The sequence below is a fragment of the Enterobacter quasihormaechei genome, assembly GCF_004331385.1.
GTDB lineage: Bacteria > Pseudomonadota > Gammaproteobacteria > Enterobacterales > Enterobacteriaceae > Enterobacter > Enterobacter quasihormaechei.
This window is the reverse complement of the sequence record NZ_SJON01000001.1, coordinates 17,623-41,646: the sequence shown is the minus strand read 5'-3', so window position 1 is coordinate 41,646 and position 24,024 is coordinate 17,623. Positions and strand designations below refer to the sequence as shown.

The following is a 24,024-nucleotide window of genomic DNA, read 5'->3' as shown; positions in this document are numbered from 1 at the left end:
GGACGAGAAAATAATTTTTTTAGTATATTCAAATAATATACCACCAGTAGTTTCTAATGAGCGATATTAAATTTACCACCATACAGGGATAAATATCACATGGATAAATGGCACTAAAAGATATGTGTTTAAATAAAATGGGGGAGTCAAACTCCCCCAGGATTTTACCTTGTTATGAAACCAGTTTATTTCTGTCAACTGCCTTTATTGAAAATGCTATTAGTAAAGATAATAAGAAAACGGAAATTGACATTAAAAACATATCCAATACTGGTTTATCTAAAGATCGATAACCTCTCATTACAAAATAATCTAAAACCAGGGCATGAACACCATAAATAGGTAATGATGCACCTGATATCAATTTTATGACTGGATTTACACTACGATCTGAGTAATAGTTTTTCAAGAAAATGAAAATACACAGCGAGGCGCCCATTACGAAAGGAGAACTTCCGCTGTAAAAATTACCAACATACTTGTTGAAATTATCACTTTGCAAGTAAATAAAGTATGCTGTAAGCATTGAAAAAATAAGATACCCTACAACTGGAGTCAAAACTCCAATTCTTTTGGTATCCATCCTTCCAAAAAAACACCCTAATACACAATATATAAAATTATAGATGAATCCACCATCTATAAGAAAAGTTCCGTAATATCTAACCCCGATGAATTTAAATAAATTAGAAGTGAATGGATTTAATAGAACAAACACAACCAATAATATAGTTATAGCACTATATTTTCCAACATCCCTAACCTTAAGGAAAGAGAAAAGTATGTAGCAACCAACTAAAGTATAAAAAAACCATAAGTGATAAAATACTGGCTTAGAAAGTATATTTAATATTCTTTCTGTCGGGTTATAGCGGTCGGTAGCTAACATATAAATTATGCACAGCGCGCTATAAAATAAAAGACAATACAGAATTCGTAATATATTCTTGGCTTTTACTTTCTTTTCTCCAAGAAAAATATAACCTGAAATCATAAAGAATAGCGGCACACAGGGTCTTACAAACGAATCAACTATATTCCCTGACATCCAGTCAGAAAGTGGGATTTTTCCATATGAAACCACATACCACACAGAACTGTGCAAGATGATAACCATTAAACACGCAACAGCGCGAATTGCATCTGGCCAGGATTCTCTTTGTTGGTCCATAATTGCATTAAACACATGTTAACATTTTGTGTGCAGGTTATGACCAAGAATTAATTTTTTTCAAGAAAATTTAACATACAGATCACATTTGAAGTATTCAATGGCTTACACTAACTACTACGCTCTCTATGCCCGCTGTAGCTACGTTAGCTAGCTAATAGGCCGTTACGGTACTGACGTTCAGTCAGTAAAGAAATTTACCGCTTCACTTTTAAACTCTTCAGGATAACGCCTACCTCTCATGGGCACCTCTCTTTAAGTCATCTTAAATGACTACGGGTGTCTGTTAGATCCGTGCCGATTCAATCCTCAAAGTTCCTCAACCGAAGAACAAACGTATCAGACGGCTTGAACCTCATGAGGCGAGAAGGTTGAATGATGAATGTCCGGAGCCGCTTAAGTCAGTCGTAGAGTTTGCGCTTTCTACTGGCTTAAGCCGCTCGAACATCATCAATCTGGAATTGTTGCAGGAAATAGTTCGATGGGAGTCAATCGAAATGGTCCAGTGATACGCTCACCTTTCAGCCGGACATCTCCCCGAGCTCGCGAGCAAAATTGACGCGATTATTGGCTGCAATGTCACAAATAAGGTACAAGAGGAGAACGTAGTTTATTTAAATGTTCTGTAAGTGTTTGATATGATTGGTGCCGATAATAGGAGTCGAACCTACGACCTTCGCATTACGAATGCGCTGCTCTACCAACTGAGCTATATCGGCCCTGAGAGGCCGGTTACGAGCGTAACCACGGGGCAAAAGAGTAGATCTAACCGGGTGATGCGTCAATGCCCTTTTGAATCAAACGGCTATTTTTGCATCACCCGAGATTATTTACGCACGAATGGTATCATCACCGAAGCCGATCCACTTGTAGGTGGTCAGCGCTTCCAGCCCCATCGGCCCCCGGGCGTGCAGCTTCTGAGTGCTCACAGCCACCTCCGCGCCCAGACCAAACTGGCCGCCATCGGTGAAGCGCGTCGAGGCATTCACGTAAACCGCAGACGAATCCACTTCATTCACAAAACGATCGGCATTGCGCAGGGTGCGCGTCAGGATCGCATCAGAATGCTGGGTGCCGTGTTCACGAATGTGCGCAATGGCATCATCGAGATCCGCAACCATCTTCACGTTCAGTTCCAGCGACAAATACTCATCGTCGTACTGCTCCGCGTTAACCGGAACAACCGTCGCCGGGCCGTCCTTCAGCAGGGCGAAAGCCTTCTCGTCCGCATGCAGCGTGACGCCACTATCTGCCATCTGCTTGCTCAGCGCAGGCAGGAAAGTACTGGCGATACCCTGATGCACCAGCAGCGTTTCCACCGTATTACAGGTGCTTGGGCGCTGGGTTTTGGCGTTGACGATGATCTTAAGCGCAGGTGCGATTTCTGCGGTGTCATCCACCACGATATGGCACACGCCAATACCGCCGGTGATCACCGGGATCGTCGACTGCTCACGACACAGCTTATGCAGGCCCGCGCCGCCACGTGGGATCAGCATGTCGATGTATTTGTCCATGCGCAGCATCTCGTTCACCAGCGCACGATCGGGGCTTTCGATTGCCTGCACGGCGCCCGCCGGTAAGCCGCACTCTTCCAGCGCCTGCTGAATGACGTTGACCGTAGCGGCGTTGGTGCGCCAGGTCTCTTTCCCGCCGCGCAGAATGGCGGCGTTACCGGTTTTCAGGCACAGGGAGGCGACATCCATCGTAACGTTTGGACGGGCTTCATAAATCACGCCGATGACGCCGAGCGGCACACGGCGACGCTCCAGACGTAACCCGCTGTCGAGCACGCCACCGTCAATCACCTGCCCTACCGGATCTGCGAGGTTGCACACCTGACGGACGTCGTCGGCGATACCTTTCAGACGCGCCGGGGTTAGCGCCAGGCGGTCGAGCATCGCTTCGCTCAGGCCGTTGCGGCGCGCTTCCAGCAGATCCTGTTCGTTAGCGAGCAGGATCTCCTGCGACTGAGATTCCAGATAATCAGCGATTTTTTCCAGCACGCGGTTTTTCTCGCGGCTGGAAAGGAGCGCCAGTTTATAAGAGGCGGCTTTCGCGGCTGCGCCCATTTGTTCCAGCATGTTCAGGCTCCTTAACGAATAATCATGTCGTCGCGATGCACAGCAACCGGGCCATATTCATAACCCAGGATGGCGTCGATCTGCTGGGAGTGGTGACCCGCAATCCGACGCAGCGCGTCGCTGTTATAACGACTGACGCCATGAGCGATGTCGCGACCTTCAAGGTTACGGATTCGGATCACTTCACCACGCGAGAAGTTACCTGTCACGCTTTTAATTCCTTTTGGAAGTAATGAGCTTCCTCTTTCCAGAATAGCGGCAGTAGCGCCTTCATCCACGGTCAGTTCGCCAGCCGGAGGCGCGCCAAAGATCCAGCGTTTTCGGTTTTCCAGCGGGGAGGCCTGGGCGTGGAAGCGTGTGCCCACAGAGATGCCTTCCATCACGTCACCAATGACGCCAGGGCGGCTGCCTGCGGCAATAATAGTGTCGATACCGGCCCGGCACGCCACGTCCGCGGCCTGGAGCTTGGTGCCCATACCGCCGGTGCCCAGCCCAGAAACGCTGTCACCCGCGATGGCGCGCAGCGCGTCATCAATGCCGTGAACGTCTTTGATCAGTTCTGCCTGTGGATTGGAACGCGGGTCAGCGGTAAACAGCCCCTGCTGATCGGTCAGAAGCAGTAGCTTATCGGCCCCTGCCAATATCGCCGCCAGCGCAGAGAGGTTATCGTTATCGCCCACTTTGATTTCAGCGGTGGCCACTGCGTCGTTTTCGTTGATGACCGGAACGATATTGTTATCCAGCAGCGCGCGCAGCGTATCGCGGGCGTTAAGGAAACGTTCTCTGTCTTCCATATCCGCGCGCGTCAGCAGCATCTGCCCCACGTGAATGCCGTAGATGGAGAACAGTTGTTCCCAGAGCTGGATGAGTCGGCTTTGTCCCACGGCGGCCAGCAGCTGTTTGGAGGCGATCGTCGCGGGGAGTTCGGGGTAGCCCAGGTGTTCACGCCCGGCGGCAATCGCCCCGGAGGTCACAATCACAATACGATGCCCTGCGGCATGCAACTGAGCACACTGACGTACAAGCTCAACAATATGGGCACGATTCAGGCGGCGCGATCCGCCCGTTAACACACTGGTACCGAGTTTTACCACCAGCGTCTGGCTGTCACTCATGATTCTCTGCCGTTCAACAATAAGGGAAAATGATGTCAGTCAGACGTTTTAACAGGTGTCAGCCCCGTTGCCAACTGCCTTAGCACATCACCCGTCACTTTGTTGCGCGGGATCAGGAAGCGTAGCGGCAGATTTTGACAATTTTATTACCGAAAAATTAAAACATACTTTTTTAGACATATTCTTACTTTGTCATAAAAGTTTCACCCACGGACGATAAAACCCTTCCTGTTTTTCACGGGGTAATAAGTTGAATCTTATTGCTCAGCGAATATTAGCGCGTTTGTATAAAATCAGGATTGAAAATGAAAAAGAGCACTCTGGCATTAGTGGTAATGGGCGTAGTTGCTTCCGCATCTGTTCACGCAGCAGAAGTTTATAATAAAAACGGTAATAAACTGGACGTGTACGGCAAAGTAAAAGCAATGCACTACATCAGTGATGATGACGCTAAAGATGGTGACCAGACTTACGTTCGTTTCGGCTTTAAAGGTGAAACGCAGATTAACGATCAGCTGACGGGCTACGGACGTTGGGAAGCAGAATTCGCGGGTAACAAAGCAGAAAGCGATTCTTCTCAAAAAACACGTCTGGCATTTGCTGGCCTGAAACTGAAAGACTTCGGCTCTCTGGATTACGGTCGTAACCTGGGCGCGCTGTATGACGTTGCCGCCTACACCGATATGTTCCCTGAGTTCGGCGGTGACGGCCTGGCACAGACCGATAACTTCATGACCAAACGCGCCTCCGGCCTGGCTACCTACCGCAATACCGACTTCTTTGGCATGGTTGACGGTCTGAATATGACCCTGCAATACCAGGGCAAAAATGAAAACCGCGACGTGAAGAAACAAAACGGAGACGGCTTCGGTACCTCTCTGAGCTATGACTTTGGCGGCAGCGATTTCTCTGTGATTGGTGCATATGCCAGCTCCGATCGCACCAACGAGCAAAACCTTCAGGCGCGCGGCGAAGGTAAAAAAGCAGAAGGCTGGGCGACCGGTCTGAAATACGATGCCAACGATATTTACCTGGCTGCTATCTATTCTGAAACCCGCAACATGGCCCCTATTTCCGGCGGTTTTGCGAATAAAGCGCAAAACTTCGAAGTGGCCGCGCAATATCAATTTGACTTTGGTCTGCGTCCATCTCTGGGCTACGTGCAGTCTAAGGGCAAAGATATCGAAGGTATCGGCGATGAAGATATCGTGAAATACATCGACGTCGGTGCGACGTATTATTTCAACAAAAATATGTCTGCGTTTGTTGATTATAAAATCAACCAGATCGATGACGATAATAAACTGGGCGTAAGCAGCGATGATATCGTTGCGCTGGGCTTGACCTACCAGTTCTGATGTTGTGGTAATAAAAAAACCGGCGCTGAGCCGGTTTTTTTGTGCCCGGTGGCGCTGTGCTTACCGGGCCTACGGGAAAATACATTTTGCAGCCCGGGCAAGGCGTAGCCGCTACCCGGCGCGGTGACATCATCAGGCAGTCAGCTTCACCGCTTCGCTGGAAAAATCATCCGCAGGTTCCAGCTTCAGATCCAGGGTGGCCAGCAAATCACGCGCCCTGCCGTGGAACTCTTTAAGCGTGTGTTCCAGGCGGTCAATCACCTCCTGATCCTTGATGGACGTCGCCTGCCAGTACCCGTCTTTATTAAACAGGCCAAACTGATAGCTATAGGTAAAACGGTTTTCCTGTGCTTCCATTTCCATCCACCAGCCCCAGAACTCACGTTTTTCGGGTGCAGGCTTCACGTTGACGCAAACAGCCAGGCAGTCGAAAAAAAAGCGATTCTCTTCACACTGCTCTTCTCGAATATACGGGCCAAGAGCCATGAACTTCTTAATCAGTCTACTTTTCGGGTGTCCACTCGGTAACGTCATTGCGATCTCCTTTTGTGAAGCACTGTTTTACCAAACCAACGAAATTTAGCAAACTATTAACACAATCTCTGCGTGATCCAGCGTGTAATCTCTTTCAGCGCTTTGTCAAAATTCTGGTACACCGGGCTGAAGGGTACCTCCAGCAATTTGCCATCCGAAGATGACGACGTGATTAAGCGTGACTCCTCTTCCGGGCTAAACGGATCGTTCTTCCAGAAGCCGGACATCATTGGGGTTGGGCACCGGCGGCCCAGTAAGCCCTGCGTTTTTAATGAGTACCGATTAAGTTCAATGCGTAACGCTTCATCTGAAGCATCATGCATGCCAAGCCGGCTCGCCAGCACGTCCAGATACATCTCAGGAACGTTACCCTGACGCTCGGGATCGCTTAACAGCGCATGCACCACCGGGCCAAGGCAGGCGACGGCCTTCAGGCGGGAAGATTCAAGGTAGGCCAGCCGAACCGCCACGTTAGCGCCGAAGCGGAAACCAAACGCGCCCACCCGGGTGTGGTCCACCCACGGAATATTCTCCAGCGCTTTTAACGCATGCTGGTGCAGCAGGCTGGAATCCTGAGTGAGCTTCCACTTGGATGAAAAACCGATCGAAGGCATATCCAGCGTCAGCATGGCGATCCCGTTTGGTGCGAAGTAGCGCTCATACAGGCTGTAATAATCGATTTGCAACGAATCCAGGCCGCCGCACATCAGAACCGTCGGGAACGGGCCTTCGCCTTCCGGCATATGCAGGAACCCGGTTACCGGGCTGCCACCGGGAATGGTGAACTCAATTTCACGCATCCGGCCAGGCAAACGCTGGGCGGCCTCTTCATAGGCGCGGTTGGCCAGCGCCTGCGCCTGCTCCGCCAGCTCGTCGCCCTTAAGGTGTGGGTAAGCAGCGATGCTGTACAGGTTGGCCGCATGCAGCCAGTGCTTGCCACTGAGCGCCGCGTCCTCTTCCTGGCTCGCTTTCTGCTGCCAGAGCATGGCCTGCTTCGACCATTCATAGATCCAGTTCCCACCACGGTAGCCCACCACCGTATCGTAGAGATCGCTGTCGGTGCGCTCAGACTCGCTCATCACGATACGCGCCTGCACGTCGAGAATTTCACGCGGATCGATGCCGCGCCATATCCACATCAGGCGGTTAATCATGCGGTACCAGTGAGGCACGTTCTTACCGTCTAACGCTGACTGGACAGCAGGCATTGTTCCCGGATTAAACCGACGCACCAGCGTCGACGTTTCAGGGTGCTTGAAACGAGGTTTGAAGAGAGTTTCGGTGAGATTCGCCTGCGTCATTGCGTTGCCTCCATGGATACGTCATATGTAGACCATTGTAACGCGTGGCAGGCCAAAAAGAACAACGCCCGGCATAGCCGGGCGTGTAAAGTTACGTACTGAAATTAACGGCCTGAGATAGGCGGTACGAAGACCACGCCCATATCCCATGGCTGTTCAATCCAGGTATCCTGCGGGATATCAATGACGTAATCATCAACCAGTGGGCGGCCCGCTGGCTTCGCGAAGATAGTGACGAAGTGCGCTTTTGGATACATTTCGCGGATGGCTACCGCGGTACCGCCGGTGTCCACCAGATCGTCGATAACGATGAAGCCTTCACCGTCGCCTTCCGCGCGTTTCAGCACTTTCAGCTCGCGCTGGTTGTCGTGATCGTAGCTGGAGATACAGACGGTATCGACATGACGAATACCCAGCTCACGTGCCAGCAGCGCCCCCGGTACCAGACCGCCACGGCTGACGGCAATAATGCCTTTCCACTGTTCGGAAGGCATCAGACGCGCAGCCAGTTTGCGTGCGTGAATCTGCAACATGTCCCAGGTGACGACGTATTTTTCGCTCATGTGAAGTGTCCCAGCCTGTTTATATACGGCTTAAAAAAAATGAGGGTGAACCAGGTTGCGCGAGATTATAGAGATCTGACGCACTAAAAACCAGTGTTACGCGCCAACAGCCTGAGTTTTTACATGCTTTATGCTACCAGCCACGGGAGAAAGTGGTATTCTCAGTTGCATCTCGCAAGCCCGTCTTGTGGTAACAATCAACCTGCTAACCCTGTGACCTGCAACATTGTTTTGCAGCGCATCGACAAGGAGACCTATCGTGTCTGAACTGTCTCAATTATCTCCGCAGCCGCTGTGGGATATTTTTGCCAAAATCTGCTCCATTCCGCACCCTTCCTATCATGAAGAACAGCTTGCCGAACATATTATGGGCTGGGCAAAGGAAAAAGGTCTGCACGCCGAGCGTGACCAGGTTGGCAACATTCTTATCCGCAAACCTGCCACCGCAGGTATGGAAAACCGCAAGCCGGTTGTCTTGCAGGCGCACCTGGACATGGTTCCGCAGAAAAACAACGACACCGTTCACGACTTCACCAAAGACCCGATCCAGCCGTATATCGACGGCGAGTGGGTGAAGGCGCGCGGCACAACGCTGGGCGCGGATAATGGTATTGGTATGGCTTCCGCGCTGGCCGTGCTGGCTGACGACAGCGTCGAGCACGGTCCGCTCGAAGTGCTGCTGACCATGACCGAAGAAGCGGGCATGGACGGCGCGTTCGGCCTTCAGGCGAACTGGCTGCAAGCGGACATTCTGATCAACACCGACTCTGAAGAAGAAGGTGAGATCTACATGGGCTGCGCGGGCGGGATCGACTTCATCTCTACCCTGCCGCTGTCCCGCGAGGCGGTTCCTGCTGGCTTCGAAACCTTCAAGTTGACGCTGAAAGGATTGAAAGGCGGCCACTCCGGCGGTGATATTCACCTGGGCCTGGGCAACGCCAACAAACTGCTGGCACGTTTCCTGGCGGGCCACGCGGCTGAGCTGGATCTGCGCCTGGTGGACTTCAACGGCGGTACCCTGCGTAACGCAATCCCTCGCGAAGCCTTCGCGACCGTGGCGGTACCCGCGGCGAAAGCGGACGAGCTGAAAAAACTCGCCAGCGCATATCTGGATATCCTGAAAAACGAGCTCTCTGAGAAAGAGAAAAACCTGAACGTGGTGCTGGAGTCCGTTACGACGGATAAAGCCGCGCTGACCGCGCAGTCTCGTGACACGTTTGTTCAACTGCTGAACGCGACGCCAAACGGCGTGATCCGTAACTCTGACGTCGCGAAAGGCGTGGTGGAAACCTCCCTGAACGTGGGTGTGGTGACCATGGGCGACGACAACGCGGAAATCATCTGCCTGATCCGTTCCCTGATCGACAGCGGTAAAGAGTACGTGGTGAGCATGCTGGAATCTCTGGGTACTCTGGCGGGCGCGAAAACGTCTGCAAAAGGCAGCTACCCGGGCTGGCAGCCGGATGCAAGTTCTCCGGTTATGGCACTGGTGCGTGAAACCTATCAGCGCCTGTTCAACAGCACCCCGAACATTCAGGTTATTCACGCGGGTCTGGAGTGTGGTCTGTTCAAAAAACCGTATCCGGACATGGACATGGTTTCCATTGGGCCAACCATCACCGGGCCACACTCGCCGGATGAGCAGGTTCACATTGAAAGCGTTGGGCATTACTGGACGCTGCTGACTGAACTGCTGAAGGCGATCCCTGCGAAGTAATTTGTCGTCTGTTGCCCGGCGGCGCTACGCTTGCCGGGCCTACGATGAGTGCAATCTACAATCCCAAAACCAGCTGACGCTCCAGCTGCGGATCCAGCAGCGTGACGTGCAGTCCCACCAGCCTCACCCCTCGCCCGCCTCGTCGTTCTTCCCACGCCTTTTTCGCCGTCGCGATAAGATCTTCTTTGTTCAGGCGCGGCCAGACGTGCTCCTGCGTCGTCTGCTGAAAGTCGTTAAATTTCAGCTTGATGCCCTGGCGGGCAATCAGTAAATCAGGTTTCACTTTGATCAGCCGTCGCTCCAGCTCTGGATAGAGCTGTTCCGTAATGATGGTTTCACATGCCGACCAGTCATGAATATCTTCGCTTAACGTGCGTTCAACCCCGACCGATTTACGCAACCGTTCGTTGTTTACATCGCGGTCGTCAATGCCCTGACTGCGCTCCCACAATACGCGGCCAAACTTGCCAAAACGCTTAAGCAGCAGGGCCAGATCGCTTCGCTGGACGTCTTCGCAGGTGCGTAGCCCCATACTTTCCAGCTTTGCGGCAGAGACTTTTCCCACGCCGGGGATTTTGCTGAGCGGCAGCGTTTTCAAAAACGCCGGCACCTCTTCCGGGGTGATGACGTACTGGCCGTTGGGCTTATTTAAATCGGAGGCGATTTTGGCGAGAAATTTGACCGGCGCGACGCCCGCCGATGCCGTCAGATTCAGCTCGTTAAAGATAGTCTGGCGGATCTCCTGCGCCATCAGGGTGGCGGAGCCGTGGCAGTGCAGGCTGTCGGTGACGTCCAGATAGGCCTCATCCAGCGACAGGGGTTCAATCAGCGAAGTGTAGCGAGAGAAGATCTCACGAATATGGCTCGACGCTTCTTTGTAGGCTTCAAAGCGCCCCGGCAAAAGGGTGAGGTGCGGGCACAGCTTCAGCGCCATCGCCGTCGGCATGGCGCTGCGCACGCCAAATTTGCGTGCAGGATAGTTCGCGGTGCTGATCACACCGCGCTGGACACGACTGCCGCCAATGGCGATAGGGATGTCCCGCAGCGCGGGGTTGTCACGCATCTCCACTGCGGCAAAAAAACAGTCCATATCGACATGGATTATTTTGCGCATTGATTACACCACACATGTATTTATATACAGTATAACAAAAGGCAAAAAATGCGTCAGCTATTTTCCTTTCTCACGATTGTCATAAATCCATGTTACAAATAACCCAAATAAAGTCTTTATATTCATATATTTAAATAAAATACATAGAGGGTTATCATTGATGAGGAAAATACTTTCGGTGTCGTTACTGTTTCTGGCGAGTGCGGCATCGGCTCATCCCGGGATCGTTGCTCACCGGGGGGGTACGGCGGATGCCCCTGAAAACACCCTGCCTGCAATTAAGCTCGCGCTCGAAAATAAAGCCGATATTGTCTGGATAACCGTGCAGCTTAGTCGGGATGGCGTGCCGGTTCTGTATCGACCAGCTGACCTGAAAGCGTTAACCAGCTTGCAGGGAAAAGTATCACAGTTTACCGCTGAAGAACTGGCAAAAGCGGATGCCAGCGTAAAATGGAAAGATAAGGGCCTGGCGAAAGACATGCTGAATACGTCAGTATCTACGCTGAAGGCGGTACTGACGGCTTGGCCAGACACGCGGTTTTTTATTGATATCAAATCTCCGGACGCCGATCCGGCGACAATGGGCAGCAAGCTGCTTAACGTACTGAAAGAGACCAACAGCCTGAATCGTGTTCGCGTTTATTCCACCGAAGATCGCTATATGGCAGCATTGCCTGCCGAAATCCCCCGCTTTGTCACGCGCAGCGAAACCCGTACACGGCTGGCCACAGTGTCATTGAGCCACGAATGCCTGCCGCCTTCCCAAAAAATGGACGATTACTGGTATGGGCTTGAGTTAAACCGAAAAGTAGAGGTGGTAGAGAAATTCACCTTAGGCGAAGGTGTTTCCCCCGCAACGTTAACGTGGGACAAAGAGGCCGTGGACTGCTTCCGCTCTCAGGGCAATGCCCATCTGATTTTTATCGGCGTGAATTCTGAAGAGGATTACCAGAAGGCGAAAGCATTGGGTGCCGAAGGGGTTCTTGTAGACTCACCAGCCAACGCCAAAAGCTGGGCAAAATAAATGATAAAGGCCGCACGAAGCGGCCTTTTTTTAGATGATCCTCTGCTGGTCCCGGGCCATTCGTTTTTTCCGCGCATCGCACGGTTCCGGACAGTCGCAAACTTTTTCCATTCCGATGGAAGAGATGCCTCCACAGCTGCCCTGAATGCTTTTACGCTTGATGATCCAGCCTAAAGACATCCCGAATATCACCAGCACAAACACCGCAAAGGTTGCCAGAAAGGTCAACATAATCAGCCTCCGAAATCATCGAGCATGATGTTCTCATCTTCCACGCCCAGATCTTTGAGCATCTTAATCACGGCGGCGTTCATCATTGGCGGACCACACATATAGAACTCGCAGTCTTCCGGTGCCGGATGCTGTTTGAGGTAGTTTTCATACAGCACGTTGTGGATGAAGCCCGTGTAGCCTGTCCAGTTATCTTCCGGCTGCGGATCGGATAGCGCCACGTGGAAGGTAAAGTTAGGGTTATCACGCGCCAGCTGTTCAAACTCATCGTCATAGAACATTTCGCGCAGTGAACGCGCGCCGTACCAGAAGCTGATTTTACGCTTGCTGCTAAGCCGTTTGAGCTGGTCAAAGATATGCGAACGCATCGGCGCCATACCCGCGCCGCCGCCGATAAAGACCATTTCCGCATCGGTATCTTTGGCGAAGAACTCCCCAAACGGGCCGGAAATCGTCACCTTATCGCCAGGCTTGAGGGACCAGATATACGACGACATCACGCCCGGCGGGGCATCGGGCACATTCGGCGGCGGCGTGGCGATACGCACGTTGAGCATAATGATCCCCTTCTCTTCCGGATAGTTAGCCATGGAATAGGCGCGCAGCGCGGGCTCTTTTACCTCGGAAACAAAGCGGAAGAGATTAAACTTATCCCAGTCAGCCCGGTACTCATCCGGCACGTCGAAGTCCGCATAGGCCACAGTGTGCGCCGGACACTCAATCTGGATATACCCACCCGCACGGAACGGGACGCTCTCCCCTTCGGGAACGCGCAGCTTGAGCTCTTTAATGAACGTGGCTTTGTTATCGTTAGAGATAACTTCGCACTCCCATTTTTTCACGCCGAAGATCTCCTCCGGCAGCTCAATCTTCATGTTCTGGCGCACCGCGACCTGACACGCCAGACGGCAGCCCTCTTTCGCTTCACGCTTCGTGATATGCGACAGTTCCGTTGGCAGAATATCGCCGCCACCCTCTTTCACCGTCACGCGGCACTGCCCGCATGAGCCGCCTCCACCGCAGGCTGACGAGACAAAAATCCCGTTGCCCGAGAGCGTATTGAGCAGCTTATCCCCTGCCGGAGTGCGGATCTGGTTCTGCGGATCGTCATTGATATCAATGATCACATCCCCGGAATTAACCAGCTTTGCGCGCGCTGCCAGGATCAGCCCTGACAGCACCAGTACTATCAGCGTGAACATTACCACGCCAAGAATAATTTCCATCTGTTAGCCCTTATAGCTGCACACCGGAGAAGGACATAAAGCCCAGCGCCATCAGGCCGGTGGTGATAAAGGTGATCCCTAAGCCACGAAGCCCCGCCGGCACGTTGGCATATTTCATTTTTTCACGGATCCCCGCCATGGTAACAATCGCCAGCATCCAGCCGATACCGGAGCCGAAGCCATACACCACCGATTCACTGAAGTTGTAATCGCGCTGCACCATAAACGAGACGCCACCGAAGATGGCGCAGTTCACGGCGATCAGCGGCAGGAAGATCCCCAGCGCGTTGTACAGCGACGGGAAATACTTATCGAGGATCATCTCGAGGATTTGCACCAGCGCCGCAATCACTCCGATAAAGGTGATGAAGTTCAGGAAGCTGAGATCAACGCCCTCCACCAGCGCGCCATCGCGCAGCACGAAGTTGAACACCAGGTTGTTAATCGGAACGGAAAGCCCAAGCACAACGGTGACCGCCACGCCCAGGCCAAATGCCGTCGAGACCTTTTTAGAAACGGCCAGGAACGTACACATGCCCAGGAAGAACGCGAGCGCCATGTTTTCAACAAACACCGCGCGCACAAATAAACTCAGGTAATGAGCCATTGTCGGTTACTCCTTTTCCTGCTGTTCAGGCTTCAGCGTACGAATCAGCCAGATCAGCAAACCGATAATGAAAAATGCGCTTGGGGCCAGCAGGAACAGGCCGTTCGGCAGATACCAGCCGCCGTTCTGTACCGTATCCAGCACCGGAATGCCGAACAGCTTGCCGCTGCCAATAAGCTCGCGCAGGAAACCGACCGTCAGCAGGATCACGCCGTAACCCAGCCCGTTGCCGATACCGTCCATAAAGCTTGCCAGCGGCGGCATTTTCATCGCATAGGCTTCAGCACGCCCCATCACGATGCAGTTGGTGATAATCAGGCCGACAAACACCGAAAGCTGCTTCGAGGTTTCATAAGCAAAGGCGCGCAGGAGCTGATCGACCACAATCACCAGCGAGGCAATGATCGCCATCTGGACGATGATCCTCACGCTATTGGGAATATGGTGGCGAATCATTGAGATAAACATGCTGGAGAACGCCGTCACCAGCGTTACCGCCAGCGTCATCACCACCGCCGTTTCCAGCTTGGTGGTCACCGCCAGAGCCGAGCACACGCCCAGCACCTGAAGCGTTATCGGGTTATTGGCTAACAGTGGGCCAATCAGCACCTTTTTAACTTCTTTCAGTTCACCCGTATCAGCCATTGTTCAGCGCTCCTTCACGTACGTTCTTCAGGAAGGGACCAAAGCCCAGTTCACCCATCCAGAAATCAAAGCTGTGCTGCACCCCGTTAGAGGTGAGCGTGGCGCCGGAAAGACCGTCAACGGCGAACTCATCGCCGGGACGTGCGCCCCCTTTCACCACCTTGAGCGCAGGCTGGCCGTTGTCGTCGAGCACTTTTTTACCGACAAACTGTGCGCGCCAGTTAGGGTTTTCAACCTCGCCCCCCAGCCCCGGCGTTTCGCCCTGATCGTAATAAGTAATGCCTTTGACCGTGCGGCCATCCGTATCCAGCGCCACAAAGGCGTACATCATTGACCACAAGCCGTTGCCGTAGATGGGCAACACGATTTCCTGTATGCGCTTTTGCTCGTCACGAACGAGGTAAATCTCCGCGACATTGCTGCGGCGCTTGATGCCAGCCGGATCCTGCGAGGCGTCAAGCACGGTGCTCATCTGCGGATCCTTTAACGCCAGCGCCTGGTTATATTTCGCCGGGTCTTTATCCATCAGTTCGCCGGTTTTTAAATCCACCAGCCGGGCGGTAATGCGTTCGGCAAACACGGCCGCGACGTCATCCTTCGTCATGCCTTCCTGCATCAGCCCGGCTACGGCCAGGATGTTACGCTGTTTATCCAGCGCGCGTTGCTCCTGCTGTAGCGGTTTTAACCCTACGGCAGAGCCCGCCACGACAATGGAGCAGACCAGGCACAGTACCAGCACCACCAGCAGCGTTTTGCTGATGCTGTCGTTATTTTTGATTTCAGCCACGCGCCTTCCTCCGCTTAATGTTGGCGCGCACGACCAGGTAGTCGAACAGCGGCGCAAACAGATTGGCAAACAGAATGGCCAACATCATCCCTTCCGGATAGGCCGGGTTGACCACGCGAATCAGTACGCACATCACCCCAATGAGCGCGCCGTAACACCATTTACCCCTGTCGGTAAACGAAGCCGAGACGGGATCGGTGGCCATGAACATCATGCCAAACGCAAAGCCTCCCAGCACGAGGTGCCAGTACCACGGCATGGAGAACATTGGGTTAGTGTCTGAACCAATGAAATTGAACAGCGTGGCGGTGAGTACCATCCCGAGCATGACGCCTGCGACAATGCGCCAGGAGGCCACGCGGCCAAAGAGGATGATGGCCCCGCCGATCACGATCATCAGGGTAGACACTTCACCGATAGAACCTGGAATATTGCCAAGAAACGCATCTAACCAGGTGACAGGCTGGCCGGTGGCATTATTGACCAGCGTTTCGCCGCCGCCTGCCGCCCACTGTGAAAGTGGCGTAGCGCCCGAGAATCCGTCCGCAGCCGTCCACACCAGGTCGCCAGAGATTTGCGCCGGGTAGGCAAAGAACAGGAACGCGCGCCCCGCCAGCGCCGGGTTGAGGAAGTTACGTCCGGTCCCGCCGAAGATCTCCTTGGCAATGACCACGCCAAAGCTGATCCCCATCGCCGCCTGCCAGAGCGGTAGCGTGGGCGGAACAATCAGCGCAAACAGAATAGAGGTAACAAAGAAACCTTCGTTGATCTCATGCTTGCGAATAATAGCGAACAGGACTTCCCAGAAACCGCCCACGATAAAGACGGTCATATAGATCGGCAGGAAGAAGACGGCGCCCAGGGTCATCATGCTGACCCAGCCGGCATCTGCCGCAAAGCTTACGCCAAGAGACTGCGCCAGACGGTAGTGCCAGTCAGACTGAATCACCTGCGCCAGCTGCTCTGCATCGTACATATGGTGCAGTGCCGGAATCGTCTGCAATCCAACGTTATACATCCCCCAGAACATCGCCGGGAAGACCGCAAACCAGACCAGAATCATCATTCGCTTGAGGTCGATGGCGTCGCGAACGTGCGCCGCGCCTTTCGTCACCAGCCCAGGGGTGTAGAAAATAGTCGTCGTCGCTTCATACAGCGGGTAATACTTCTTCAGCTTACCCTCGGTAAAATGCGGCTCAATTTTTTCGAAGAGGTGTTTTAAGCCCATGGTTATCCTTCCTGCTCAATGCGGGTTAACACCTCGCGCAATACGGGTCCGTATTCGTATTTACCTGGACACACATAGGTACACAGCGCCAGATCTTCTTCGTCCAGCTCCAGGCAGCCCAGCGCCTGGGCACCGTCGGTATCGCCGGCCAGGAGATCGCGCAGCAGCACGGTAGGCAGAATATCCAGCGGCATAACGCGTTCGTAGTTGCCAATCGGGACCATGGCGCGCTCGCCGCCGTTCGTGCTGGTGGAGAAGTTAAACAGCTTATGACGCAGGAAGTGGCCCAGCGTGGTGCGGGTCACGGAGAATTTTTCCGCGCCAGGCAGCACCCAGCCGAACAGCTCTTTCTCGCGCCCTTCAAGCACTACGCTCACCTGAAGATGGAAACGCCCCAGCCAGGCCTTCGGGCCTGTCGCGTGCCTGCCACTCAGCACCGAACCGGAAATAATGCGGTTTTCGCCTTCTTTCGTTTCGCCAGCCAGCAGCGCAGTTAAATCTGATCCAAGCAGCGTACGAACCAGACGCGGACGGGTTGCCTGAGGGCCACCGATGGCAATGATGCGTTCCGCGCACAGCTCACCCGTGGTGAACAGCTTACCGATAGCAATAACGTCCTGGTAATTGAGATGCCAGACCTGTTTCGTCAGGCTCACCGGCTCCAGAAAGTGAATATGCGTTCCCACCAGCCCGGCCGGATGCGGGCCGGCAAATTCATTAAAAGCGACCTGTCCCTGCGGATGCCCGCCCAGCTTGCCGCCGCTGGCCTGGCAGACATGCACTTTGCCCGGCGTCAGGCGTGTTAACACGGTGAGACCGGCATCGAAAGCTTTTCGTTCGGCCAGGATAATAGGCTGCGGATCCGCGCTGAGCGGGTTGGTGTCGATGGCCGTGACGAAGATAGCGGCGGGCACGGTGCCTGGCACGGGCGTTTTGCTATAGGGACGCGTGCGAAGCGCCGTCCACAGACCGGACTCCAGCAGTTGCGTCTGCACCGCGTCGTGGCTGAGGGTAGCGAGATCGGCGGCGTCAAAACGCGCAAACTCGCGTTTTTCGTCACCTTCAATTTGAATAACGACCGATTGCAGGACGCGACGCTCACCACGATGGATGGCCACGACGGTGCCGCTGGCAGGGGCTGTAAACATAACGCCAGGATTTTTTTTATCCTCGAAAAGCGCCTGTCCTTTTATTACGCGATCGCCTTCCTGTACCAGCATCGCAGGACGCATGCCCACGTAATCATCACCCACAAGAGCGACATGGTGAATACTGGCGCCAGTTGTTACGTGCTGTTCAGGCACGCCAGAGATTGGCAGATCGAGTCCTTTTCTGATTCTAAACATGTGGTTAGCAGGTATCCATGAACAACAATCCAGAGTGGCCGGAGTGTACCATTTCCCGCCCCTGCAAGGGCAGCAAATCCGCCGTCTGGCGCGCTGAAATGCGAGCTATTGCGCAAAGTTCCTGGAGTCACGGCAATTTGAATGGGTTATAAAGTAAAACTAATTTGTAAACGCAAAGGTTGGCTCTTGCGAAAATCTCCATCGGTGCTAATGTGAGCGCTCCTGTGCAGATTAGTCTGATTTCGGGTGTCTTTTGCCGTTCTGGCAAGTTGGTCATTGTTTTATCAAGGAACCAGTAGTATGCGTAAAATCGCATTGTTCATTGCGATGCTTCTGATACCGTGCATGTCGTTTGCCGGGCTGCTCAGCAGTAACAGTTCAACGACGCCGGTCAGCAAAGAATATAAACAGCAGTTGATGGGGTCCCCGGTTTATATTCAAATCTTCAAGGAAGAGCGCACACTCGATCTGTTTGTCAAAATGGGCGAGACGTATCAGCTGCTCGATAGCTACAAAATTTGTAACTATTCTGGCGGGCTGGGGCCAAAACAGCGTCAGGGCGACTTTAAAAGTCCGGAAGGGTTTTATAACGTTCAGCGTAACCAGCTAAAACCGGACAGCCGCTTCTATAAAGCGATTAACATCGGTTTCCCTAATGCCTTCGACCGCGCTCACGGTTACGAGGGTAAATACCTGATGATCCACGGCGCCTGCGTGTCTGTCGGCTGTTATGCGATGACGGATTCCGGCATTGATGAGATTTTCCAGTTTGTCACCGGCGCTCTGGTCTTTGGCCAGCCGAATGTTCAGGTCAGCATTTATCCGTTCCGTATGACGGATGCCAACATGGCACGCCATAAGTACTCTGTGTATACGGATTTCTGGAAACAGCTAAAACCGGGCTATGACTACTTCGAGCAGACCCATAAGCCGCCGGTGGTATCCATCGTCAATGGCCGTTACGTGGTGAGTAAACCGCTCAGCCACGAAGTGGTTCAGCCGCAGCTTGCGTCAAATTACGCGGTCCCCGAGGCAAAATAGCACCCACTCGCCTGGCATGATCTTTTGCCAGGTTTCGTTGCCCGTCAGCGGCTGCGTTGCAATGACGGTGACCACATCGTTCGGTGTGGTCTCCTTCTGAAAATCAATTTCCACATCCTGATCGAGCAACGTGGCGACGCCAAACGGCGCGCGGCGCGTGATCCAGAAAAGATTTGTGGAGCAAAACGCCATCACGTAACGCCCGTCTGACAGCAGCATATTGAAAACGCCCTTCTCGCGTAATTCCGACGCCAGCGACGCAATGTATTTAAAAACGGCGGCCATGTTGCCGGGCGTGCGCGGGTAGCGCTCGGTCAGCTTGTGCAGCAGCCAGCAAAACGCTTTTTCACTGTCGGTTTCGCCAACCGGTCGAAAATTCCCGGTTTCCAGCGATTTATAGCCCGTAAGCTGGCCGTTATGCGCGTAGGTCCAGTTCCGGCCCCACAGTTCACGGGTAAACGGATGGGTATTTTCCAGCGCCACTTCACCGCGGTTGGCCTGACGAATGTGGGCGATCACCGAACAGGATTTAATTGGGTAGTCCTGCACCAGTTTGGCAATGGGTGAGTTAAAGCTGGGCTGCGGATCTTTAAATGTGCGACAACCTTTGCCTTCGTAGAAGGTAATGCCCCAGCCGTCTTTATGCGGCCCGGTTCCTCCACCGCGCTGAACCAGCCCGGTGAAGCTAAAGCAGATATCGGTTGGCACATTGGCGCTCATCCCGAGCAGTTCGCACATAGATTACCTCCACAACAGCGGGGGGCAGCGGCGCCCCCCAGCGAAGCCTTACTTAACCATCTCTTTTTCGATTAACTGAATCAGGATATGGATCACTTTGATGTGAATTTCCTGAATGCGGTCGGCATAACCGAAGTGTGGAACACGGATTTCAATGTCCGCCGTACCGTCCATCTTACCGCCATCTTTCCCGGTCAGGGTGATCACCTTCATGCCCTTCTCACGCGCCGCGTCAATCGCTTTGATCACGTTAGCGGAGTTACCGGAAGTGGAGATCCCCAGCAGCACGTCGCCTTCACGGCCTACCGCTTCAACGTAGCGGGAGAAGATGTGGTCGTAACCGAAGTCATTGCCTACGCAGGAGATGTGGCTGACGTCGGAAATCGCAATCGCCGGGTAGCCCGGACGGTTTTCGCGATAGCGTCCGGTCAGCTCTTCTGCGAAGTGCATGGCGTCGCAGTGGGAGCCGCCGTTACCGCACGAAAGCACTTTGCCACCGGCTTTGAAGCTGTCAGCCAGCAGGACCGCCGCGCGCTGAATAGCGTGAATATTGGCATCATCTTTCAGAAAGTTCGCCAGCGTTTCCGCCGCTTCGTTCAGTTCGTTACGAATAAGATCCTGGTACATGAGGATAATCCTTCAGTATTGATGAAATAACACAGTGGAGTGTACCGGATAGCGCTAAAAGCGAGAAGCTAAAGCCATGCGAATCGTCCGGCGTTTTGATTTTTTGTGCCGGCTAAAACGCGAACAATGTGAACCAGGTTGTAATTATTTTGTAAACACATTGCTAAAGGAAATGACATCAACTACAACCATATCATCACAAGTGGTCAGACCTCCTACAAGCAAGGGAGCTTTTCTTTATGATGATTTTGAGCATTCTCGCAACCGTTGTTCTGCTCGGCGTGTTGTTCTATCACCGCGTCAGTTTATTCCTGAGCAGCCTGATTCTTCTGGCCTGGACGGCTGCACTTGGCGTCGCTGGCCTGTGGAATATTTGGGTCCTCGTCCCGCTGGCAATTATTTTGCTGCCGTTCAACCTGACGCCGATGCGTAAGTCGATGATCTCCGCGCCGGTGTTTAAGGGCTTCCGTAAAGTGATGCCGCCGATGTCGCGTACGGAGAAAGAAGCGATTGATGCCGGCACCACCTGGTGGGAAGGCGATCTGTTCCAGGGCAACCCGGACTGGAAAAAGCTGCACAACTATCCGCAGCCGCGTCTGACCGCCGAAGAACAGGCCTTTATTGATGGCCCGGTGGAAGAAGCGTGCCGCATGGCAAATGACTTTGCGATCACCCATGAAATGGCGGACCTGCCGCCGGAGCTGTGGGCGTACCTGAAAGAGCATCGCTTCTTCGCGATGATCATCAAAAAAGAATACGGCGGCCTGGAATTCTCCGCTTACGCTCAGGCTCGCGTCCTGCAAAAGCTGGCGGGCGTTTCCGGGATCCTGGCGATCACCGTTGGCGTACCAAACTCCTTAGGCCCGGGTGAGCTGTTGCAGCATTACGGTACGGAAGAGCAGAAAGATCACTATCTGCCGCGTCTGGCGCGCGGTCAAGAAATCCCGTGCTTCGCGCTGACCAGCCCGGAAGCCGGTTCTGATGCCGGCGCAATCCCGGATACCGGCGTGGTCTGCATGGGCGAATGGCAGGGCCAGCAGGTGCTGGGCATGCGCCTGACCTGGAACAAACGCTATATCACCCTGGCGCCTATCGCCACCGTGCTGGGCCTGGCCTTTAAGCTCTCCGACCCGGAAAAACTGCTGGGCGGCGAAGAAGACCTGGGCATTACCTGTGCGCTGATCCCAACCTCAACGCCGGGCGTGGAAATTGGTCGTCGTCACTTCCCGCTGAACGTGCCGTTCCAGAACGGCCCAACCCGCGGTCAGGATATCTTTGTCCCGATTGATTACATCATTGGTGGTCCGAAAATGGCCGGCCAGGGCTGGCGTATGCTGGTGGAATGTCTGTCTGTGGGCCGCGGCATTACCCTGCCGTCGAACTCGACCGGCGGTCTGAAATCCGTGGCGATGGGGATTGGCGCGTACGCTCATATCCGCCGCCAGTTCAAAATTTCTATCGGCAAGATGGAAGGCATCGAAGAGCCGCTGGCGCGTATCGCGGGCAACGCTTACGTCATGGACGCCGCAGCCTCGCTGATTACTTACGGCATTATGCTGGGCGAAAAACCTGCCGTGCTGTCGGCGATTGTGAAGTACCACTGTACCCACCGCGCCCAGCAGTCAATTATTGATGCAATGGATATCGCTGGTGGTAAAGGCATTATGCTGGGCGAAGGCAACTTCCTGGCGCGCGGCTACCAGGGCGCACCGATTGCCATCACCGTGGAAGGGGCAAACATCCTGACCCGCAGCATGATGATCTTCGGCCAGGGGGCGATCCGCTGCCATCCTTACGTGCTGGAAGAGATGGCCGCCGCGCAGAATAACGACGTGGATGCCTTCGACAAACTGCTGTTCAAACATATCGGTCACGTCGGCAGCAATGAAGTTCGCAGCTTCTGGCTCGGCCTGACGCGCGGACTGACCAGCGCGACGCCGACCCGCGATGCAACTAAACGTTACTACCAGCACCTGAACCGTCTGAGCGCTAACCTGGCGCTGCTGTCTGACGTCTCCATGGCCGTTCTGGGCGGAAGCCTGAAGCGTCGCGAGCGCATCTCTGCCCGTCTGGGTGATGTGCTGAGCCAGATTTTCCTGGCCTCTGCGGTGCTGAAACGCTACGACGATGAAGGCCGTCAGGAAGCGGATCTGCCGCTGGTGCACTGGGGCGTACAGGATGCGCTGTATCAGGCCGAACAGGCGATTGACGATCTGCTGGCGAACTTCCCGAACCGCTTTGTGGCCGGCGCCCTGCGCGTGGCGATCTTCCCTACCGGACGTCATTATCTGGCGCCGTCCGACAAGCTGGATCACAAAGTGGCGAAGATCCTCCAGGTACCGAGCGCAACCCGTTCCCGTATCGGCCGCGGTCAATACCTGGCGCCTACCCCGCATAACCCGGTAGGTTTGCTGGAAGAGGCGCTGCTGGACGTCATGGCCGCCGACCCGATTCATCAGAAAATCTGTAAACAGCTGGGCAAAAACCTGCCGTTTACACGACTGGACGAGCTGGCAAAACAGGCGCTGGCGGGTGGCATCATCGACAACAGCGAAGCCGCGCTTCTGGTGAAAGCCGAAGAGAGCCGTCTGCGCAGTATTAATGTGGATGATTTCGAACCAGAAGAGCTGGCGACGCAGCCGGTAAAGCTGCCGGAGAAGCACCGCAAACCTGAAGCGGCATAAGGCATCCCGCTCCCACAGACCCCGCCCCGCGCGGGGTTTTTTATTGCCACATTTTCTCGTAATGACGTGCTACAGTGTCAAAAGGTATTTTTTTAGGAGCCTGTATCGTGCCTGGTTTAAAGATTTCTGTTTTGCAGCAACCTTTAGTGTGGATGGACGGCCCCGCCAACCTTCGCCATTTTGATCGCCAACTGGAAGAGATAACCGGACGCGACGTAATTGTTCTGCCGGAGATGTTCACCACAGGTTTCGCGATGGAGGCGGCAACACAGTCTATGCCGCAGGACGAGGTGGTGTCCTGGATGCACGCCAGGGCGCAGGATACCAACGCGCTGATTGCCGGAAGCGTCGCGCTCCAGACCGGGCGCGGAGCGGTTAACCGCTTCCTGCTCGTCGAGCCGGAAGGGAACGTCCACTTCTACGATAAGCGCCACCTGTTCCGCATGGCGGGTGAACATCAGCATTATGAAGCCGGCAACGAACGCGTGGTATTTGAATGGCGCGGCTGGCGTATTCTGCCGCTGGTCTGCTATGACCTGCGCTTCCCGGTGTGGTCACGCAACCGCAACGATTACGATCTGGCGCTGTATGTCGCCAACTGGCCCGCCCCACGCTCCCTGCACTGGCAGGCTCTACTGACCGCGCGCGCGATTGAAAACCAGGCGTACGTTGTTGGCTGTAACCGCGTAGGAACGGACGGCAACGGGCATCACTATCGCGGTGACAGCCGGGTGATCAGTCCACAGGGTGAGATTATTGCCACCGCCGAGCCGCATCAGGCGACACGAATTGATGCTGAGATTTCGTTAACGGCGTTAAGGGAGTATCGGGAGAAGTTTCCGGCGTGGCAGGATGCGGATCCGTTTAGCATTGGCTGAATAAA

Annotated in this window: 22 protein-coding genes, 1 tRNA gene and 1 pseudogene; 7 read left to right on the top strand and 17 right to left on the bottom strand. The window is 54.0% G+C overall.

All coding sequences use genetic code 11. The annotated features are described in order from the left end of the window. Window positions 1-172 precede the first annotated feature (172 nt). Window positions 173-1,186, bottom strand: coding sequence for an acyltransferase (locus E0L16_RS00210; protein WP_131636046.1), 1,014 nt, complete (start codon window positions 1,184-1,186; stop codon window positions 173-175). A 290-nt stretch (window positions 1,187-1,476) separates the two neighbouring features. Here E0L16_RS00210 and E0L16_RS22140 point away from each other — a divergent pair. Then, window positions 1,477-1,800 (top strand): annotated as a pseudogene (locus tag E0L16_RS22140) (hypothetical protein); the annotation flags it as partial. Between the two features lie 14 nt (window positions 1,801-1,814). On the opposite strand, the gene E0L16_RS00200 reads toward E0L16_RS22140, so the two are convergent. The 3 genes from E0L16_RS00200 to proB form a co-directional block, all read right to left on the bottom strand. Then, window positions 1,815-1,890, bottom strand: a tRNA-Thr gene (locus tag E0L16_RS00200). Window positions 1,891-2,001: 111 nt separating this feature from the next. After that, window positions 2,002-3,255: a glutamate-5-semialdehyde dehydrogenase gene (gene proA, locus E0L16_RS00195; protein WP_131636045.1), complete on the bottom strand. Its 1,254-nt coding sequence runs from the start codon at window positions 3,253-3,255 to the stop codon at window positions 2,002-2,004. An 11-nt stretch (window positions 3,256-3,266) separates the two neighbouring features. Beyond that, a complete protein-coding gene (proB, locus tag E0L16_RS00190) occupies window positions 3,267-4,370 on the bottom strand; it encodes a glutamate 5-kinase (RefSeq protein WP_063451759.1) in 1,104 nt (367 codons plus the stop codon). 305 nt (window positions 4,371-4,675) lie between these two features. Here proB and phoE point away from each other — a divergent pair, with 305 nt between their 5' ends. After that, entirely contained in the window at window positions 4,676-5,728 is a 1,053-nt protein-coding gene (gene phoE, locus E0L16_RS00185; protein WP_063869149.1) for a phosphoporin PhoE, read from the top strand. Window positions 5,729-5,860: 132 nt separating this feature from the next. On the opposite strand, the gene crl is transcribed toward phoE, so the two are convergent. From crl to gpt, 3 genes are all read right to left on the bottom strand, one after another. Next, window positions 5,861-6,262 carry a sigma factor-binding protein Crl gene (gene crl, locus E0L16_RS00180; RefSeq protein ID WP_063451761.1) on the bottom strand — a complete coding sequence of 134 codons (402 nt, stop codon included), beginning with the start codon at window positions 6,260-6,262 and terminating at the stop codon, window positions 5,861-5,863. Between the two features lie 56 nt (window positions 6,263-6,318). Then, complete coding sequence (gene frsA, locus E0L16_RS00175) at window positions 6,319-7,563, bottom strand: esterase FrsA (protein WP_063869152.1); 1,245 nt, start codon at window positions 7,561-7,563, stop codon at window positions 6,319-6,321. Window positions 7,564-7,667: 104 nt separating this feature from the next. Beyond that, the gene (gene gpt / locus E0L16_RS00170) at window positions 7,668-8,126 is read right to left on the bottom strand and encodes a xanthine phosphoribosyltransferase (protein ID WP_003863205.1); all 459 of its coding nucleotides are present in this window, start codon (window positions 8,124-8,126) and stop codon (window positions 7,668-7,670) included. 259 nt (window positions 8,127-8,385) lie between these two features. On the opposite strand from gpt, the gene pepD reads away from it, so the two are divergent. Further along, a complete protein-coding gene (gene pepD, locus E0L16_RS00165) occupies window positions 8,386-9,843 on the top strand; it encodes a cytosol nonspecific dipeptidase (protein ID WP_131636044.1) in 1,458 nt (485 codons plus the stop codon). A 55-nt stretch (window positions 9,844-9,898) separates the two neighbouring features. Here pepD and dinB read toward each other — a convergent pair whose 3' ends face one another. Continuing rightward, window positions 9,899-10,957, bottom strand: a complete 1,059-nt coding sequence (gene dinB / locus E0L16_RS00160; RefSeq protein ID WP_063869155.1) for a DNA polymerase IV — start codon at window positions 10,955-10,957, stop codon at window positions 9,899-9,901. 160 nt (window positions 10,958-11,117) lie between these two features. Between dinB and E0L16_RS00155 the strand changes: the two genes are divergently transcribed. Continuing rightward, entirely contained in the window at window positions 11,118-11,981 is an 864-nt protein-coding gene (locus E0L16_RS00155; protein WP_131636043.1) for a glycerophosphodiester phosphodiesterase family protein, read from the top strand. 30 nt (window positions 11,982-12,011) lie between these two features. Here E0L16_RS00155 and nqrM read toward each other — a convergent pair whose 3' ends face one another. From nqrM to E0L16_RS00120, 7 genes are read right to left on the bottom strand one after another with little or no spacing between them, the layout of a single operon-like run. Then, the gene (gene nqrM, locus E0L16_RS00150) at window positions 12,012-12,212 is read right to left on the bottom strand and encodes a (Na+)-NQR maturation NqrM (RefSeq protein WP_063451766.1); all 201 of its coding nucleotides are present in this window, start codon (window positions 12,210-12,212) and stop codon (window positions 12,012-12,014) included. A 2-nt stretch (window positions 12,213-12,214) separates the two neighbouring features. Beyond that, complete coding sequence (gene nqrF / locus E0L16_RS00145; RefSeq protein WP_131636042.1) at window positions 12,215-13,438, bottom strand: NADH:ubiquinone reductase (Na(+)-transporting) subunit F; 1,224 nt, start codon at window positions 13,436-13,438, stop codon at window positions 12,215-12,217. 10 nt (window positions 13,439-13,448) lie between these two features. Continuing rightward, complete coding sequence (nqrE, locus tag E0L16_RS00140) at window positions 13,449-14,045, bottom strand: NADH:ubiquinone reductase (Na(+)-transporting) subunit E (protein WP_003863217.1); 597 nt, start codon at window positions 14,043-14,045, stop codon at window positions 13,449-13,451. Window positions 14,046-14,051: 6 nt separating this feature from the next. Then, window positions 14,052-14,690 (bottom strand): NADH:ubiquinone reductase (Na(+)-transporting) subunit D, encoded by a 639-nt coding sequence (locus E0L16_RS00135; protein WP_003863219.1) that lies wholly within the window; start codon window positions 14,688-14,690, stop codon window positions 14,052-14,054. Further along, on the bottom strand, window positions 14,683-15,477 hold the full coding sequence (locus E0L16_RS00130) for a Na(+)-translocating NADH-quinone reductase subunit C (RefSeq protein WP_063869161.1): 795 nt from the start codon (window positions 15,475-15,477) through the stop codon (window positions 14,683-14,685). The genes E0L16_RS00135 and E0L16_RS00130 overlap by 8 nt, the downstream gene beginning before the upstream one ends. Then, a complete protein-coding gene (locus E0L16_RS00125; RefSeq protein WP_131636041.1) occupies window positions 15,470-16,705 on the bottom strand; it encodes an NADH:ubiquinone reductase (Na(+)-transporting) subunit B in 1,236 nt (411 codons plus the stop codon). The genes E0L16_RS00130 and E0L16_RS00125 overlap by 8 nt, the downstream gene beginning before the upstream one ends. Before the next feature lie 2 nt (window positions 16,706-16,707). Beyond that, a complete protein-coding gene (locus E0L16_RS00120; protein WP_131636040.1) occupies window positions 16,708-18,051 on the bottom strand; it encodes a Na(+)-translocating NADH-quinone reductase subunit A in 1,344 nt (447 codons plus the stop codon). 300 nt (window positions 18,052-18,351) lie between these two features. On the opposite strand from E0L16_RS00120, the gene dpaA reads away from it, so the two are divergent. After that, window positions 18,352-19,092, top strand: coding sequence for a peptidoglycan meso-diaminopimelic acid protein amidase (gene dpaA / locus E0L16_RS00115; RefSeq protein ID WP_063869167.1), 741 nt, complete (start codon window positions 18,352-18,354; stop codon window positions 19,090-19,092). Here the strand turns inward: dpaA and E0L16_RS00110 are convergent. Continuing rightward, window positions 19,063-19,830: a class II glutamine amidotransferase gene (locus tag E0L16_RS00110; RefSeq protein ID WP_102750185.1), complete on the bottom strand. Its 768-nt coding sequence runs from the start codon at window positions 19,828-19,830 to the stop codon at window positions 19,063-19,065. The two genes, dpaA and E0L16_RS00110, sit on opposite strands and share 30 nt — an antisense overlap. 48 nt (window positions 19,831-19,878) lie before the next feature. Next, window positions 19,879-20,457, bottom strand: coding sequence for a D-sedoheptulose 7-phosphate isomerase (gene lpcA / locus E0L16_RS00105; protein WP_131636039.1), 579 nt, complete (start codon window positions 20,455-20,457; stop codon window positions 19,879-19,881). Between the two features lie 239 nt (window positions 20,458-20,696). On the opposite strand from lpcA, the gene fadE reads away from it, so the two are divergent. Both fadE and E0L16_RS00095 read left to right on the top strand, forming a co-directional pair. After that, window positions 20,697-23,141: an acyl-CoA dehydrogenase FadE gene (gene fadE / locus E0L16_RS00100; protein WP_107534761.1), complete on the top strand. Its 2,445-nt coding sequence runs from the start codon at window positions 20,697-20,699 to the stop codon at window positions 23,139-23,141. Between the two features lie 107 nt (window positions 23,142-23,248). After that, window positions 23,249-24,019 (top strand): amidohydrolase, encoded by a 771-nt coding sequence (locus E0L16_RS00095; RefSeq protein ID WP_131636038.1) that lies wholly within the window; start codon window positions 23,249-23,251, stop codon window positions 24,017-24,019. The last annotated feature ends 5 nt before the right edge of the window (window positions 24,020-24,024 follow it).